Origin of the sequence: Psychrobacillus sp. FSL K6-1415 (genome assembly GCF_038003185.1) — a bacterium.
Classification (GTDB): domain Bacteria; phylum Bacillota; class Bacilli; order Bacillales_A; family Planococcaceae; genus Psychrobacillus; species Psychrobacillus psychrodurans.
The window spans coordinates 1885874-1902635 of sequence record NZ_JBBOOQ010000001.1; the positions used below are offsets into that span (position 1 = coordinate 1885874).

18 protein-coding genes are annotated in these 16762 nt (G+C 35.8%); 11 read left to right on the plus strand and 7 right to left on the minus strand.

The features are described from left to right. Positions 1-498: 498 nt before the first annotated feature. The 3 genes from MKY60_RS08770 (at position 499) to MKY60_RS08780 (ending at position 3734) form a co-directional block, all read left to right on the plus strand. Positions 499-2013, plus strand: a complete 1515-nt coding sequence (locus MKY60_RS08770) for a nitrate/nitrite transporter (protein ID WP_340929534.1) — start codon at positions 499-501, stop codon at positions 2011-2013. Between the two features lie 184 nt (positions 2014-2197). After that, complete coding sequence (locus tag MKY60_RS08775; protein ID WP_340929535.1) at positions 2198-3217, plus strand: ThiF family adenylyltransferase; 1020 nt, start codon at positions 2198-2200, stop codon at positions 3215-3217. 19 nt (positions 3218-3236) lie between these two features. Beyond that, complete coding sequence (locus MKY60_RS08780; RefSeq protein ID WP_340929537.1) at positions 3237-3734, plus strand: MogA/MoaB family molybdenum cofactor biosynthesis protein; 498 nt, start codon at positions 3237-3239, stop codon at positions 3732-3734. A 10-nt stretch (positions 3735-3744) separates the two neighbouring features. Here the strand turns inward: MKY60_RS08780 and moaC are convergent, their stop codons facing one another. After that, a complete protein-coding gene (gene moaC, locus MKY60_RS08785; protein WP_241600282.1) occupies positions 3745-4233 on the minus strand; it encodes a cyclic pyranopterin monophosphate synthase MoaC in 489 nt (162 codons plus the stop codon). A gap of 64 nt (positions 4234-4297) precedes the next feature. Between moaC and MKY60_RS08790 the strand changes: the two genes are divergently transcribed. The 8 genes from MKY60_RS08790 to MKY60_RS08825 are packed head-to-tail and all read left to right on the plus strand — an operon-like array spanning position 4298 to position 10638. Further along, complete coding sequence (locus MKY60_RS08790) at positions 4298-5554, plus strand: molybdopterin molybdotransferase MoeA (RefSeq protein ID WP_340929538.1); 1257 nt, start codon at positions 4298-4300, stop codon at positions 5552-5554. Continuing rightward, positions 5542-6063 (plus strand): molybdopterin-guanine dinucleotide biosynthesis protein B, encoded by a 522-nt coding sequence (gene mobB / locus MKY60_RS08795; protein WP_245402528.1) that lies wholly within the window; start codon positions 5542-5544, stop codon positions 6061-6063. The genes MKY60_RS08790 and mobB overlap by 13 nt, the downstream gene beginning before the upstream one ends. Further along, entirely contained in the window at positions 6050-6496 is a 447-nt protein-coding gene (locus MKY60_RS08800) for a molybdenum cofactor biosynthesis protein MoaE (RefSeq protein WP_340929539.1), read from the plus strand. Before mobB ends, MKY60_RS08800 begins: the two co-directional genes overlap by 14 nt. Next, positions 6493-6726 (plus strand): molybdopterin converting factor subunit 1, encoded by a 234-nt coding sequence (moaD, locus tag MKY60_RS08805; protein WP_241600288.1) that lies wholly within the window; start codon positions 6493-6495, stop codon positions 6724-6726. Before MKY60_RS08800 ends, moaD begins: the two co-directional genes overlap by 4 nt. Continuing rightward, a complete protein-coding gene (locus tag MKY60_RS08810; RefSeq protein ID WP_241600290.1) occupies positions 6726-7283 on the plus strand; it encodes a molybdenum cofactor guanylyltransferase in 558 nt (185 codons plus the stop codon). Before moaD ends, MKY60_RS08810 begins: the two co-directional genes overlap by 1 nt. Before the next feature lie 16 nt (positions 7284-7299). Beyond that, positions 7300-8316, plus strand: a complete 1017-nt coding sequence (gene moaA, locus MKY60_RS08815) for a GTP 3',8-cyclase MoaA (RefSeq protein WP_093494727.1) — start codon at positions 7300-7302, stop codon at positions 8314-8316. Positions 8317-8331: 15 nt separating this feature from the next. Beyond that, positions 8332-8748 (plus strand): hemerythrin domain-containing protein, encoded by a 417-nt coding sequence (locus tag MKY60_RS08820; RefSeq protein WP_340929542.1) that lies wholly within the window; start codon positions 8332-8334, stop codon positions 8746-8748. A gap of 51 nt (positions 8749-8799) precedes the next feature. Beyond that, positions 8800-10638, plus strand: a complete 1839-nt coding sequence (locus tag MKY60_RS08825; protein ID WP_340929543.1) for an SEC-C metal-binding domain-containing protein — start codon at positions 8800-8802, stop codon at positions 10636-10638. Positions 10639-10990: 352 nt separating this feature from the next. Here MKY60_RS08825 and MKY60_RS08830 read toward each other — a convergent pair whose 3' ends face one another. The 6 genes from MKY60_RS08830 to MKY60_RS08855 are packed head-to-tail and all read right to left on the minus strand — an operon-like array spanning position 10991 to position 16720. Further along, the gene (locus MKY60_RS08830; protein ID WP_340929545.1) at positions 10991-12184 is read right to left on the minus strand and encodes a CaiB/BaiF CoA transferase family protein; all 1194 of its coding nucleotides are present in this window, start codon (positions 12182-12184) and stop codon (positions 10991-10993) included. A 27-nt stretch (positions 12185-12211) separates the two neighbouring features. After that, positions 12212-13348 carry an alpha-hydroxy-acid oxidizing protein gene (locus MKY60_RS08835; protein ID WP_340929547.1) on the minus strand — a complete coding sequence of 379 codons (1137 nt, stop codon included), beginning with the start codon at positions 13346-13348 and terminating at the stop codon, positions 12212-12214. A 12-nt stretch (positions 13349-13360) separates the two neighbouring features. Beyond that, on the minus strand, positions 13361-14137 hold the full coding sequence (locus MKY60_RS08840) for an enoyl-CoA hydratase/isomerase family protein (protein WP_340929549.1): 777 nt from the start codon (positions 14135-14137) through the stop codon (positions 13361-13363). Between the two features lie 14 nt (positions 14138-14151). Then, the gene (locus tag MKY60_RS08845; protein ID WP_093494733.1) at positions 14152-14823 is read right to left on the minus strand and encodes a methionine ABC transporter permease; all 672 of its coding nucleotides are present in this window, start codon (positions 14821-14823) and stop codon (positions 14152-14154) included. Next, positions 14816-15841, minus strand: coding sequence for a methionine ABC transporter ATP-binding protein (locus MKY60_RS08850; protein ID WP_340879540.1), 1026 nt, complete (start codon positions 15839-15841; stop codon positions 14816-14818). The genes MKY60_RS08845 and MKY60_RS08850 overlap by 8 nt, the downstream gene beginning before the upstream one ends. Before the next feature lie 57 nt (positions 15842-15898). Then, entirely contained in the window at positions 15899-16720 is an 822-nt protein-coding gene (locus MKY60_RS08855; RefSeq protein ID WP_241600306.1) for a MetQ/NlpA family ABC transporter substrate-binding protein, read from the minus strand. Positions 16721-16762: the final 42 nt, after the last annotated feature.

Consider the following 16762-nt stretch of genomic DNA (forward strand, 5'->3'; position numbering starts at 1 on the left):
AAGTAAATATAGGCTTTGAGCAAGTAAATTCTATACGACCGCAAGTAATCCACAGATGGGAGTAAGTAATTAAAAGGTGAGAGCAAGTAAAGATAAAATATGATTCAATTATTCTTAAAATATAAGAAAATAATTACTGAGTGTGGATGCGAATTACTTTTTAGTTCCTGCCAATGATATTGAAAACGCTAGAAACAGGTTTTGAACTTAATGGACCGACCTCATTTTTCCTGGTTACTATTGTTAAAATGATGGTGTTAAGTAAACAAACAATCGTATGAATACATACTTTAAACTTTAAAACAGGAGTCATTTTCAAAGAATGAGCATTCAGTAATTACCGTAAAATCAAGAAACTACATTAATATAATCTTTTTAGGGAATACCCTTGGCCGTTAAGGGGAGTCCCCTATTAGAAACTTTTCATATTTTAGTTAAAATAATAGTAGGGAATCAATACGTGAATCATTCAATACCAAATTAGAAAAGGTGATATGAATGATAAAGAAAGTCCAATTGCCGTTACAGACAATGAACTTAGTTTTAGGCTTTATGATTTGGGTAATCATTTCTTCATTACTTCCATTTATTAAAGAAGATATTGATATACCAGCTGATAAAATAGCAATATTGACTGCTATACCTGTAGTACTGGGATCTATATTACGTATACCGCTTGGTTATTATGCAAATGTAATTGGTGCAAGACTTGTATTTCTTATTAGCTTTGTACTACTAATGTTCCCCGTGTTTTATATAAGTGAAGCTTCAAGTTATATAGATTTAATAATCGGGGGTCTATTTTTAGGGGTTGGGGGAGCAGTTTTCTCTGTAGGTGTTACATCATTACCTAAATATTTTCCGAAAGAAAAACATGGTTTTGTAAATGGTATTTACGGAGCAGGAAATATAGGTACTGCTATTTCTACTTTTGCAGCTCCAATGATTGCGACTCAAATTGGTTGGTCTTTGACAGTTAAATTATATTTAATATTACTATTAGTATTTATAGTTATTAATATTTTTCTTGGAGATAAACATGAGGTGAAAGTAAAAACACCTATAATCGAACAGATTAAAGGTGTTTGGAAAAATGATAAGCTTTGGTTTTTCTCTTTATTCTATTTCATAACTTTTGGTTCGTTTGTGGCATTTACTGTTTATCTACCGAATTTCCTAGTGAGTAACTTTGAATTAGATAAAGTCGATGCAGGTTTAAGAACTGCTGGATTTATCGCAGTAGCCACAGTTTTTAGACCAGTTGGTGGGTGGTTAGGTGATAAATTTCAACCGCTATTCCTATTGATGGGGGTATTCTCTGTTTATACAATAGCTGCAATATTATTAGCTTTCTCTCCATCTATAATGCTATATACAATTGGATGTATTGTTATAGGAATTAGTGCAGGAATAGGAAATGGTGTAATATTTAAATTAGTACCATTTTATTTCAATAAACAAGCTGGTATTGCCAATGGTATTGTTTCGATGATGGGTGGTTTAGGTGGATTTTTCCCACCACTATTATTAGCGACGATTTTCTCAATAACTGGACAGTACTCAATAGGATTTATGCTACTATCTTCTGTATCTTTGGCAAGTTTAGTTTTAGTAGTATTTATGTATTATCAAGATAGATTAAAATTAGCTCAGGAAGTTTTCAAATCAACTGGTCAAGGAATTATGGTAACAAACACAGCTGGTACAATTGTTACAGTTAACCCATCGTTTACACAATTGACAGGATTTAGTGAGGAAGAAGCTATTGGGAAAACTCCTAGAATCTTAAAATCTAATCGTCAAGAAAAAGCATTTTATGATGAAATGTGGAAGTGTATTCAAAAAGATGGGATGTGGCAAGGTGAGATTTGGAATACCAAAAAAAATGGGGAAGTATTTTTGGAATGGTTAAATATTAGTGCAGTTAAAGATGAAACAGGAGAAGATGTTAGATATGTTGGAACCTTTACTGATATAACTGAACACCGGACCAACGAGGGCAACCAATCGTAAAGATAGGGGGCCTTCCCCTATTTTAAATATGCTTTTTACTCAGTATATGTCTAGCTCCAGCGCCTAGCCCCTCGAGTCGCTTTAGGATTTTAGAAAAGGCAAAGAACGCCTTTGCGTAAAGTCCTTCCAGCGATAGTCGGGGCTAACATTGACGCTTGCGCTTTTCTTAAAAGGAAGTGTTTTAATGGAATCGCGATATTCAAGACAACTATTATTTAAACATATAGGAGCATCTGGTCAAAAACATTTAAGTGATGCAAAAGTGGCGGTTATTGGTTGTGGAGCACTTGGTTCTGCAATTGCTGAAACATTGGTGAGAGCAGGAGTTGGTACAATTTATATAGTTGATCGTGATTATGTAGAGTTATCAAATATTCAAAGACAACAACTTTTTACAGAGGAAGATGCTGTGGAAATGCTTCCAAAAGTAGTTGCGGCTGAGAAAAGATTAAAATCGATTAACTCCAATATAGTTTTGCACACTTACTTACAAAACGTAGATTATACGCAAATAGAGTATTTAGCTGCTAGAGTAGATGTAATTATGGACGCCACCGATAACTTTGAAACAAGACAGCTGATCAATGATGCAGCATACAAACATAATATACCTTGGATTTATGGAGCGTGCGTTGGTAGCTCTGGTGTTATATTTCCCTTTATACCGAAACAAACAGCGTGTTTCAGATGTCTGCTACCAGTCTTGCCAACTGTCAACGAAACCTGTGATACCGTTGGAATAATCTCTCCTGCAGTTCAAATTACTGCAGCTACACAATGTACAGAAGCTCTTAAACTATTGACTGGAAATGATGGAGCTATTCGTTCAAAGGTGCATCATTTTGACTGTTGGAATAACACGTTTTTAGATATTGGTATTTCGAAGCTTAAAAAAGAAACTTGTGAAACATGTGGTGAACATGCTACATATCCATCTCTAGATAGAGAACAGCAATCACAATATGCTGTGTTATGTGGAAGAGATGCGGTTCAAGTTTTACCAAGTCCAGGTAGGAAAGTTACGTTACAAGACGCAGAAAAATTAACAAAAAGTATTAAAGCATTCAAGAGAAGAACCCCTTACTTTGTAGAATTCCAACGAGAACAACATAGAATGGTACTATTCGCAGATGGAAGATTGCTAATACACGGTATAAAAGATATAAACCTAGGTAGAAGACTATATACAGAAATTTTCGGATAAATGATGGGGGACTAGTCAATTGTCAACTCAATTTGCATTAAATCGTACTTTAAACATTGCAATATTAACAGTAAGCGACACTAGAACAGAGAAAACGGATAAAGGTGGATTACTAATTTCTCAATTATTGGAGCAGGCATCTGTACATGTGGTAGAGAAGTTAATATGTAAGGATGAAATAAATGAAATTCAGGCTATACTCAAAATTTGGACAAGTAATGACAATATAGATGCCATAATTACAACTGGTGGGACAGGTATTGCAAAAAGAGATTGTACTATTGAAGCGATATTACCAAGCTTTACTAAAGAGATTACTGGTTTTGGAGAACTTTTTCGTTTTCTAAGTTTTACGGAGGATGTTGGAACGAAAGCAATGCTTAGTCGTGCGGTTGCTGGAGTAGTAAATGAAAAAGCTGTGTTTGTTCTTCCAGGATCTGTCGGAGCTATTAAGTTAGCGGTAAATAAGCTAATTGTTCCGGAGCTTGAACATATTGTATTCGAATTGACGAAATAAAAACGAGAAACTAGACACTAGTTTCCCGTTGATAATCGCCATTTTTGCCACCAGTTTTGGATACTAGCATAGTAGATCCGATAACCATATCTTTGCCACCCGCTTTACACATATCGTAAATAGTTAGGGCAGCAGCAGATGCCGCTACAAGGGCTTCCATTTCGACACCTGTTGAACCGATAGTTTTCACTTCGGATCGGATATTAATTACATTTTCTTCATTACTAGACCATTCGAATGTAATATTTATTCCTGATAAGAGAATTGGATGACACATTGGTATTATAGTAGAAGTATTTTTTGCAGCCATTATACCCGCAACTTGTGCGACGGCAAATACATCTCCTTTTTTGTTAGTTCCATCGGTGATTTGGCTTTTAATAGTATCATTTACAGTGATAGAGGAAACGGCAACGGCAGTTCTAGTAGTTTCGTTTTTATCCGAAATATCTACCATCTTTGCTCGACCTTGTTCATTAAAGTGTGTAAGTTCTGACATTATTTACATCCTTTCAAGTGGGATAAACAAATTATAGCATGTGTAGTAGAAGGAGTTGTTAAAAATGGTAGAAATCAGAAAACCAATTGCGGTAAGAGATGCTATAAAACGTGTAATGGACAAAGCGAATGCATTGCCAATAATAGAAATTACTCTTGAAGAAAGTTATGGATACATTTTGGCAGAACCAATTATTGCAATGCATGATGTGCCTTCATTTAATAATTCGCCATATGATGGTTTTGCGATCCGTTCAGAGGATTCGATTGGTGCCAGTGGAGATAATCGAATTCATTTTAGAGTGATAGATCATATAGGTGCTGGACAAGTTTCTAAACATGCTCTTGGAAGGTATGAGGCAGTACGAATTATGACTGGCGCTCCTATTCCAGAAGGTGCAGATGCAGTTGTCATGTTAGAGCAAACAGTAGAAAGTGAAAACATTTTTACTATTCGCAAGCCATTTAAACAGCTTGAAAACATTTCTTTACAGGGTGAAGATTCGAAAAAGGGAGAAATATTGATTCCATTAGGTACTTTTATCCATCCTGGAACTATAGCGCTTTTAGCAACTTTTGGATATGCAAAGGTGAAGGTTAGAAAAAAACCGATTGTCGGTATTCTTTGCACTGGGACAGAGCTTTTAAAGGTAGAAGATGAATTAGCACCAGGAAAAATTCGTAATAGCAATGGACCAATGATAGAAGCACAGTTAAAGAGAAGGGGTATTGAATCTCGTTACTATGGAACTCTCTCGGATGATTTAGAAAGCTGTTTCCAACTTGTAAAAAAAGTGTTGGAGGAGACTGACTGTGTCATAACTACTGGTGGAGTTTCAGTAGGTGATTTCGATCATTTACCAGAAATCTATCGTAGACTTCAGGCTGAGGTACTATTTAACAAAGTAGCTATGCGTCCTGGTAGTGTGACAACTGCAGCATTTGCAGATGGTAAGTTACTGTTTGGACTGTCTGGTAATCCATCCGCTTGTTTTACGGGCTATGAATTGTTTGTAAAACCAGCTATTGAAAATATGATGCTAAATAATTGTCCCTATACTCCTCATATAAAGGCAAAATTGACAGAGGACTTTTTAAAGCCTAATCCATTCACTCGATTTGTTCGAAGTGTGTATAGGTTTGAGGGGAATGAAGCAATTATTACTCCCGCAGGTTTTAACAAATCTAACGCAGTGTCGTCGATTGCAAGAGGTAATGCGTTGATGGTGCTCCCAGGTGGCACCAGAAATTTTGTAGCAGGTGACATAGTAGATGTTCTATTATTGGGAAATGAAAATGGTGTTTCTTCATGGATGTCGTGAGTATTTTACAAGTTGTAGGGTATAAAAATAGTAGAAAGACTACTTTAATAGATAATTGGGTTAAAGAACTTATTTCAACTGATAAAGTAGTTTCCGTTATCAAGCACCATGGACATGCAAATGGTCTAAATCTTCCTAATAGCGAAACAGATAGTATGAAGTTTTTCCTTTCTGGAGCCACATGCTCGATTGCTGTAGATGATCAAACGATTCAAATGCATCAAGCAAAGAATAATTGGACGCTTCAGCAATTAGTACAAATAGCAAAAATCAGTGAACCCGAGGTTATCTTCATAGAAGGATACAAACAGGAACATTATGAGAAAGTAGTTATTTTGAGAGATTCAAAGGATTGGGAGACACTTCAGTATCTGACGAATATCGTTTGTGTAATTGTACACGGTGACCTGAAAATAGAAAATTATCCAATGATACATATTGAAAATACAGTTCTATTAAAAGAATGGTTAATAGATTGGATTGGTGGAGATAAGCTTGAAATTATTTGAAATCGTAGAAACAGTGATTGACCCAGAACCTTATAGAAAAGCGGTGATACATGCATCTGCTGGAGCAGTAACAGTATTTACGGGTCATGTTCGGGAATGGACTAAGGGAATAAGAACTATTTATTTGGCATATGAGGCATATATACCGATGGCGGAAAAAAAACTTGCTCAAATTGGGAAAGAAATTGAAGAACAATGGCCCAACACTAAAGTTGCTATAGCCCATCGAATTGGAAAATTGGAAATATCGGATATTGCAGTTGTTATCGCCGTCTCATCTCCTCATCGTAAGGTCGCCTATGAGGCAAATGAATATGCAATTGAACGCATAAAAGAAATTGTACCAATATGGAAGAAAGAAATTTGGGAAAATGGTCAGGAATGGATAGGAGAACAAAAACAGAAGCCAATAGTGGAAGGAGAGCTAAAATGATTACTGTATTGTATTTTGCAGGTTTGAAGGAAAAGACTGGATTAGATAAAGAAGAGTTTATATTTTCGGGAAAAACTGTAAAACAATTATTAGAGGAACTTCAACGTAAATATGAAGGACTATCAGATGGAATAATCCAGGTAGCTATCAATGAGGAATATGCTTTACCAGAAGATATTATTGAAGAAAAAGACATAATTGCATTGATTCCTCCGGTTAGTGGTGGCTGATGAAAACAGTTGGGATTTTACTTGCTGGGGGAATGTCTAGGAGATTTGGTTCTCCCAAAGCGTTCGCAACATGGAACAATCAGTTTTTTTATAACTTGTCTTATGCTGCATTAGATAAAGTATGTGATGAAGTGATTATTATTACTAGAGAAGAGTTATTGCCTTTATTTCCAAAGGATCTTTCCCTACTTATTGATGATCATAGGTTTTCTGGGGATGGACCATTAGCTGGTATCTTTACGGGTATGAACAACATAAAAGCTGATCAATTTGTAGTGCTTCCGTGTGATATGCCATTTATAACAAGTGAAGAGTTAAAACGGTTAATGCTTTATCGTTCTACTGGAGACATTAAAGCCGTAAAACAAGGAGAAATATTTCATCCGCTTGTAAGCATATGGAGTGGAAGTTTGAAAGAAAAAATATATCAAAGTTTAATGAACAAAAATTTTAGTGTAATGCAGTTTATGTCAACTGTAAGTACAATGTGGATTCTTGCAGATCAGATTAGTGATAATCCAGCTTCTGTGTTCCAAAATATAAATAAACCACTATGAAAAGGAAGTGAAATGTATGTCGGTGAATATATTGCAAGATCGATTATATAGACCAATGAAAGATCTGCGAATTTCAGTAACCGATCGCTGTAATTTCCGTTGTTCATATTGCATGCCTAAAGAAATTTTCGGTGATGATTATGTGTTTTTACCTCGAGAGGAACTATTAACGTTTGAAGAAATGGAAAGATTAGCAAAGATCTTTGAAAGTTTTGGTGTTAGAAAAATTCGATTAACTGGCGGAGAGCCGTTAATGCGAAGAAATATAGATGAACTGGTTAAAAAACTGCTCACTTTGGACAATATTAAAGACGTAGGTCTAACTACAAATGGAGTATTATTGAAGCAATATGGTCAAAAATTGAAAGATGCTGGATTAACAAGACTCAATATAAGTCTTGATGCATTAGATGAAAACTTATTTGGAAATCTCAATGGAAGAGGGATTAAATCTTCTTTCATTTTAGAAAATATACAATTTGCACAGAATCTTGGCTTTGAAGTTAAAGTAAATATGGTCGTCCAAAAAAATGAGAACGATCAAGAGATTATTCCAATGGCTAAGTATTTTAAAGAACAAGGAATTACTCTTCGCTTTATTGAATTTATGGATGTTGGAAATGATAACGCCTGGAGTTTTGAAAAAGTAATAACAAAAAAACAAATTTTAACGATGCTACAACAAGAATTTGATTTAGAGCCCGTAGATAAAGATTATTTTGGTGAAGTTGCTGAACGTTATCGATATGTAGGAACTGAATCTCAAGTAGGCTTTATCACATCAGTATCGGAATCTTTCTGCTCGTCTTGTACGAGAGCACGACTATCATCTGATGGAAAGTTTTACACATGCTTATTCGCTACAAATGGATTTGACTTACGAGAACTCATACGAAATGGAGCAACAGATGATGAGTTATCAGATGCTATCAAGAATGTGTGGGAGCTTAGAACGGATCGGTATTCAGATGAAAGAACAGAAGAAACTGCTAAAAACCGTACAAAAATAAATATGTCTTATATTGGTGGATAAGAAAGGAGCATGAAAATGACTAAACCCGGACCAGCATTGAAACAGTTGCATTCACACCATGCTATACATGAAGGAGGATTGTCAGGTGCCATACAAAAAACGAATAACTTTTTAGAATTATTGAGATCACGTGAGCTAGAAGCAGCAAATTTAGCTGCGGACGACCTATTAGATTACTGGGAAACAAGAGTTATTAGCCATGCAGATGCTGAGGAATCAGGATTCTACCAAGAAAAAGTGGAGGAGAATCCGGCTTTAAGAGATGTTGTTATAAAACTTGAAAGAGATCATGATTTACTCCGGATTATCTCTAAAGACATTAAGGAAATTCGAAACGAGCACGGTTTAAATGAGGCTGTAATCCAACGATTTTATGCACTTCTAACAGTCAACGAAATTCATAGTAGAGACGAAGAACGTCTTTTATTCTAATAGAAATTGGAACGATATGAAAGTATGGTTCGATGAAAAGGAGTTTAACAAATGACTCGTAGAAATGACCCTTGTCCCTGTAATAGTGGGAAAAAATATAAAGCTTGTTGTTTAAAGAAAGAAAATATTATTTCAATAGATGAAGAACTAAATAAAGATTTAGAACAAGTGCTACTAAACTTTTTTCATGCTCACCCGACTAAAAAGGAAACAAACGAAATTTATGAGTGGATTGGTGACAGAGAAGAATATTTATCAGATCGATTCGATAATGATAAAGTGAGTGCTATTATGGGAGATTGTTATTACTTCAATCATCGTGTAGATATTTGGCAAATGCATTTAGAAAGAGAATCAGCCAAATCGAAAAGACCAAGAGTTCAAACTGTTTTAGAAGGTTGGATGAATCCTAATATAATCCTTGGAACTATCTTGCAAATAAGTAATAATAGTGCGGAAGTTGTGGATGTATTTTCTGAAGAAAAGGTAATGATAGAAATTCCAAATCCATTCGAAGGAGGAGTGGGAGATTTTATTTTTGGGCATTTTCTATTAGATTCCAGGCAACAAGAACGATACTATAAATTATTAAATTCTTTAATCGTATTCCCTGCGAAAGATGAAGCACTTGTTGAACGTGTAAAGGCTTTATATACCAACAGCAAGAGTGAATCAGTACTTGATTTTTATAATAAGTATATTATTGAATGCTATGTAATTTTAGGAGATAAAGAAACTTCCATCGAGGAGCTATTTAGTGAAGAAGAGCTGGAGCTAATTTCTATTTTACATAGTAGTCTAGTAGAAATGGATATCAAGAGTGATAAGCTAATGTACATCTTTATCGAATATATTCAAAGAAAAGGTATTCCTAAGGGGATTAAAAAACCTACTGCGTTAGTGGCAGGGGCCTTGCAGTTTGGTATGCTAAATTCTATCATTTCTTATATCTGGACAAAGAAAGAAATCTCATCGTTTTTAGAAGTTTCAACTACTACGGCTAACAAATATGAAGAATTATTCAAGGAGTTTTATGAGCATGAAATTTCAAAAGAAGAACTAACTCAGAATACTGTATTTGCCTTTGAAGTAGGAACAGATGCAAATCTAGTAGAATTTTCAAACTGGAAAATGGGTATGCATCTTAGCAAGGTTTCTATTAAAAATGAGAAAGAGATGAGTAGATATATAGATATTTATAAAGATAAAGAATTTAACCCTGTAAATGATAAAGAAGCTTCACAAAAGTATGCATATGAGGCGTATATTTCTAGGGATTTGATTGAACGGGAACGACTAACTTCACTTGCTTTTGAGCTCGATCCTCAAAATATTGATGCAATCTTGTTAAAAGTAGATAATGAAAAGGAACGGTCTGTATTTTTTGAAGAAGCGATTAGCATTGGAGAAAAACAGTTTGATCCGAATTTTGAGTCCGTATGGGGATATTTACCGAACAGACCTTATTTGAGAGCCCTGTTTAAATACGGATTATGGTGTTTTGAGCAGAAAATGTTTAAAGAAGCTTTTAATCTATTCAATAAAATTTTACAATTAAATCCATCGGACAATCAAGGGGTTCGCTATCCCTCAGTTGCCACACTAATCGCTTTAAATAGATTAGAGGAAGCGGAAAGTTTAATGAGTCACTACCAGGATTCAGATAATGCATTTTTTAGCTGGTTCCGCTGGGCAATAGAGAAAAAGAAAAGCTTTTTTTCTAAAGAAACACAGGACGCGTATGATTTGGCAAGCGAAGATAATGCTTACGTGGCAAATTATTATCGTTTAAAACTTCCCGCTTTAGCCTATCCACATTCTAGGGCTATCACTCCCGATAGTCCAGAAGAGGGAAAAGTAATTTGGACACTATTGCAGCCAATTATTTAGACCGATTGCACGTTGCAATCGGTCTTTTTTTATACTTTAGGAAATTATGGAATTTTTGACATGTAGATAACTTTCTACAAGTGAATCTCTGTCCAGACTCCAGCGCATAGCCGCTCGAGTCGCTTCAGACTAGCGAATAAAGGCAAAGAACGCCTTTATTGCTATTCTTCCAGCCCTTGTCGGGGCTGACATAGGAGCTTGCGCTTTTGATATAACCCATAAAATGCTGGAGATAGCCCATAAAAGTCTCTATAGACTTTGAGAGCGTCCTAATAGCCCATAAAAATTTGGAAATAGCTCTTAAACTATAGCGCATAGCCCATTAAAGCAATACAACGACCGATAACAACAATTACTCATTCATAACTTTATCGGACAATAGTGTTCTTACTTCATCTTCTGTGTATCCAAGCTCCGAAAGTATTTCTTTGTTATGCTGACCAAGTAGGGGAGCTGCAGTTCTGAATTGTCCTGGTGTCTCGGAAAATTTAGCTGGAAAACCTAGTGTTTTCATTGGACCTGCTATCGGATGTACATAATCTACTATCATTTCTCTTGATAGAATATGTTCATCATTCAATGTTTGGTCATACGAATAGATAGGTCCAGAAGGGACGCCACTTGAATCTAGTAAATCTAGCCAGTAGGAGGAGTGGTGTTCGCTTAAAACTTCCTCTATTTCTATTTCTAGTTGGCTAGCATTTTCTGCTCGAATACTATTTGTTAAAAATCGTTCGTCCGTGAGCCATTCCGGTTTATGAACGACGTGTAAACAAAATTTTTCCCACAGTTTCTGATTACCTGCTCCAATAAGTATAAATCCATCTTGTGTTTTATAGCCTTGATATGGAGCAGAAACACGATGTGCTGTACCATTTCTTTGTGGTACTTCACCTTTGCCAAAATATGCTGCTGCTTCCCACACAGTCCATGCGAGACCAGAATCTACTAGGGAGACGTCGATATATTGTCCAACACCTTTTTTTAACCGATAAATATAGGCGGATAAAATAGATTGGATGGCGGTTTGTGCAGCTGCAATGTCGTGTATTGCAATGCCTACTTTGACAGGTTTTCCAGCTTTTTCTCCAGTCATATCGATCAGCCCTGAAAGTCCTTGGGCCATAATATCATAGCCACCTTTGTCTTTATAAGGCCCTGTTTGGCCATAGCCGGAAATAGAACAATATATCAACGCCGGGTTTATAGCTTTCAGCGTATCATAATCAATTCCAAGTTTCTTCGTAACACCAGGTCGATAATTTTCGATAAAAACATCCGCATTTTTAATAAGTCTATATAATACTTCTAGTCCTTGTTTTGTTTTTAAATTAAGACATATCCCGCGTTTGTTACGATTTACCATCATATACATATAGCTTTCTTCGTTTATATATGGTCCCATACTTCTAGTGTCGTCACCACTTGGAAATTTTTCCACTTTAATAACTTCAGCACCCATATCCGCTAAAACCATTGTGCAATAGGGTCCAGCGAGAACCTGCGATAAATCGAGTACCTTCATACCTTTTAATGCTTGTTCCATCGTCTATCTACCACCTTATATTTTCCGTTAATCTTTTAATAGCTGAAGATTTTTAACTTCCTCTAAATTACGAGCACCACTTAACGAAATCGAAACTCTAAACTCCTGTAGGAAGTTCTCTAATACACGTTCCACACCGATTTGGCCCCCAGTAGCTAATCCCCATATGACGGGGCGACCAATACAGACTGCAGTGGCTCCAAGTGCTAAAGCCTTTACTGCATCTGATCCTCTTCTAATTCCACTATCAAATAAAACAGGAATTCTCCCGTTTACTACTCGGATGACTTCTGGGAGGGCATCTATGCTAGCAATAACACCATCTAATTGGCGTCCTCCATGATTCGAGACGATTATTCCATCCATCCCTTTTTCAACAGCAAGTTTAGCGTCCTCTGGGTGAAGTATTCCTTTTATTAGAATTGGTAGAGTTGTATGCTCGCGTAACTCAGAAATATTCATCCAATTTAAAGTAGGGTGGTAGATATTTTCTAGAATATTATTTACGATAGTCTCTTGAGAATGATCGCTAAGTGAAGCCATGAATACTGGATCTGATGCATAATTTCCTTGTCCGAATCCGTGTTTCAACGGAGAGTATTGATTGCGAATATCTTCCTCTCGCCAGCCAAGCATCGTAGTATCTATTGTTAATACAATTGCTTCATAGCCCGCTGCTTCTGCTCTTTTTACCATATTAAAGGAAACTTCTTTATTTTGAGAAGACCAATATAATTGGAACCATTTAGAACTACCATTTGTTTCGGCTGCAATTTCTTCAATAGAATAGCTGGATACCGTACTTTGAATATAAGAAAATCCGAATTTTGCTGCAGCTTTAGATACCGCTAATTCGCCATCTTCATGTGCAATTTTATTCACCCCGACGGGAGCAATGAGAAGGGGGTGGGGATATGTATGGCCTAGAATCGTGACTTCTGTATTTAAAGTAGATACATCCGTTAAAAAACGTGGGATGATAGAATACTTAAAAAAAGATTCTGTATTTTTTTTATATGTTTCTTCACCACCAGCAGAGGAACGAATGTATCCGAATGGACCGGGTTCTAATATTTGTTTTGCTCCTTCTTCTAATTCTGCAAAGTTAATAGGATAATGGGAGTTTGCTCCAATATTTTTTAATAATAGATCATTCGTGGACATATGAAACACCTCTTATGTAAAATTTGGTTTTCTTTTTTCTAAGAATGCTTGGATGCCTTCTTTATAGTCATCGGAGCTGAAAGAATCTAAGATAAGTTCTTCAATTTGTTTTGTTTCTTCCTTATCACCATCAATAATTGCTTGAATTACTTGTTTAATACCGTTATTTGCAACGGAAGACTTATGGATAATTTGATGAGCGAACTCATGACACTTTTCCTCTATCTCTTCCATCGGATAAATATAGTCAACTAAGCCAATTTCTTTTCCTTCTTCTGCTGTGATTAGTTTTGCAGTATACAATAATTCCTTTGTTTTTGTAATTCCGATAAGGTTAACTAATCGTTTTGTACTTACAAGGTTATAAATAATGCCGATGTTTGCAGCGGTTATACCAAGCTTACTACCAGAAGATGCGAATCGGAAGTCACAGGAATTAGCAAGTTCTAATCCACCCCCAATTGCTAATGTCTTAATAAGGGCAATAGTAGGTTTGGGGAAACGATATAATTTTTCAATTGATTCAAGTGTTGCATCATTATAATCCTTTGCTTTTTGGGCAGAAAAGCGATTTTCTAGAAACTCTGTTATATCTGCACCAGAGGAGAAAGCAGTTTCATCTGCACCTTTAAGGATTAACAATTTAACTTGCTGATCATTCTCTAAATCATTTAATGTTTCACCGAGCTTTTTGAACATAGCAAGGGAGAAAGAGTTTTTCTTATCCACTCTGTTAAATACAAGTGTTGCGATTGATCCACTTCGTTCCACATATAAAAGATTCGTCATAAGTTCGCCTCCTGCTAGTCTTTTTTAATATTTGCTGCAATACGATTTCCGATAGATTGAATACTTTGTACTAGGATGATTAAAATTACTACTGTTGCATACATTACATCAACTTCATAACGTAAATGTCCGAAACGATATGCCAAGTCACCTAAACCACCTGCACCAACCATACCTGCCATTGCTGTAGCACCGATTAAGCTGACCGTTGAAATGGTTAATCCTAAAACGATAGAAGGTCGAGCTTCTCGAAGTAAGACATTCCAAATGATTGCGCGTGTACTAATACCCATAGCGGTATAAGCCTCAATGACACCATTTTCCACTTCCAAAAGAGCAGATTCCATTAGTCTAGCAATATATGGTGCTGTATAAATTACTAATGGCACGATAACGCCTTGAACTCCAATAGTTGTTCCAACTATTAATCTTGTAAAAGGAATTATGAAAAATAGTAAAATGATAAAGGGAACAGAACGTACAATATTTATGATTAAATTAGTAATTTGATATATAAATTTGTTTTCTAATGCCTGGCCAGGTCTAGTCAGGACGATTAAAATACCTAATGGAATCCCGATTAATACAGAGAAAAATAGGGAGATACCCACCATTTGAAATGTTTGTACAACAGACTCACCAATAATCGGTAGCCATTGTTCTATAAATTGATCGATTCTACTCATGAGACTGTCCCTCCAGTTCTTCCGTTGCTACACCTTGAGAATCTAAATAGTGTATAGCATTTCTAACCTGGTCCTTGTCGCCAATTAAATGGACCACTATATTTCCGACAATGCCATTTTTAAGTTCGATAATATTGGCAGTTAATATGTTCGGTTGGACATTAAATTTTTGACTTACTTCAGCTAATAAAGGTTTTCCAGTGCTTTCTCCGACAAATGTTAAGCGAGTGACTGCACCCGTAACATTTAACTGAGAAATTAAAGAAGTGGATAAATTACGCTGACTTATTGTATTTAAAAACTTTTTAGTTGTAGGGTGTGTAGGGTTAGTAAATAGATTAATAGCTGTATTTTGTTCAACAATTTCTCCATTTTCCATGACATATACATGATCACAAATTTTTTGAATGACATTCATTTCATGCGTGATTAAAAGTATAGTAATACCTAATTCTCGATTTATCTTTAGAAGCAAATCTAATATGGAATCAGTAGTTTCTGGGTCCAGTGCGCTTGTTGCTTCATCACTAAGCAATACTTCGGGTTCCTGCGCTAGTGCACGGGCAATTGCAACACGCTGCTTTTGGCCACCAGATAACTGGTTTGGATAGTTTGTATGCTTGTCAGTTAATCCAACTATTTCTAAATATTGATCCACTCGTTTTTTTACTTGCGCTTTATTATATCCAAGTAGCTTAAGTGGAATGGCGATATTATCATAAACAGTTGCTGTTTTTAATAGATTAAATCCTTGAAATATCATGCCAATTTTATTGCGGGTTTCACGCAATTTAGGGAGGGGAAGGGAAGTAAGTTCAACACCGTTAATAAAAACTTTGCCTTCCGTTGGCTGTTCGAGTAAATTTACGCATCGAATCAGTGTACTTTTACCAGCACCGCTATATCCAATGACTCCATGAATTTCTCCTTTATTTACCTGAATATTTACTTGGTTTACTGCCTTTACTATTCCACTCTTGCTTTTAAATTCTTTCGATACATTTTCTAACTCAATCATTTACTATCTTCCTTTCTAAAGAAAACGCTACCGAAGTCGGTAACGTTTTCAAGTCCATTATTCGTCCCAGCTAGCTAATACAGAACCTTTAAACTCTTCTTCGATAAACTTTCGTACTTCTTCCGATTGATATGCTTTTACAAATTTTTGAATCGTTGGATCATCTTTATTTTCCGCACGAACAACCACAAAGTTTACATAAGGTGAGTTAGAAGATTCTAATAATATAGAGTCCTCTTTTGGGCTAATTCCTGCTTCAAGTGCAAAGTTCGTATTAATGGCAGCTGCATCTACTTCACTTAATTGTTTTGGTATTTGAGCAGCTTCTAGTTCAATAAATTCCAGGTTTTTTGGATTTTCTTCAATGTCATAAATACTAGCTGTTTCTCTTTTGTCTTCTTTAATTTTGATGTAGCCATGTTCTTCTAAAATGTATAGTGCACGCGCGCCATTCGTTGGATCATTTGGCAAACCAAAAGTTGCACCGTCTGGTAGATCATCAATTGACTTATATTTTTCTGAATATACACCCATTGGATTTAAAATTGTTTTTCCTACTGGTACTAAGTCAGTACTGTGATCCTCGTTAAACGTGTCTAGGAAAGGTTCGTGTTGATAGCTATTCGCATCTAAATCACCTTCTGATAATGCAGTGTTAGGTAGAATATAATCAGAGAATACTTTAAGTTCTACTTCTAAACCATCTTTAGCTGCCACTTCTGCAGCTACTTCTACAATTTGTTCATGTGGTCCGGCAGTTACTCCTACTACTATTTTGTCTTCATTGATTGCTTTAGCTTCTGACGCAGCGTCAGACCCACAAGCTGCAAGAGTTCCAGTTAATAATACCGTTGATAATAAAAAACCAATCTTTTTCATTTGTCATTCCTCCGAATAATTATTAAGAACGTTGTATAAATA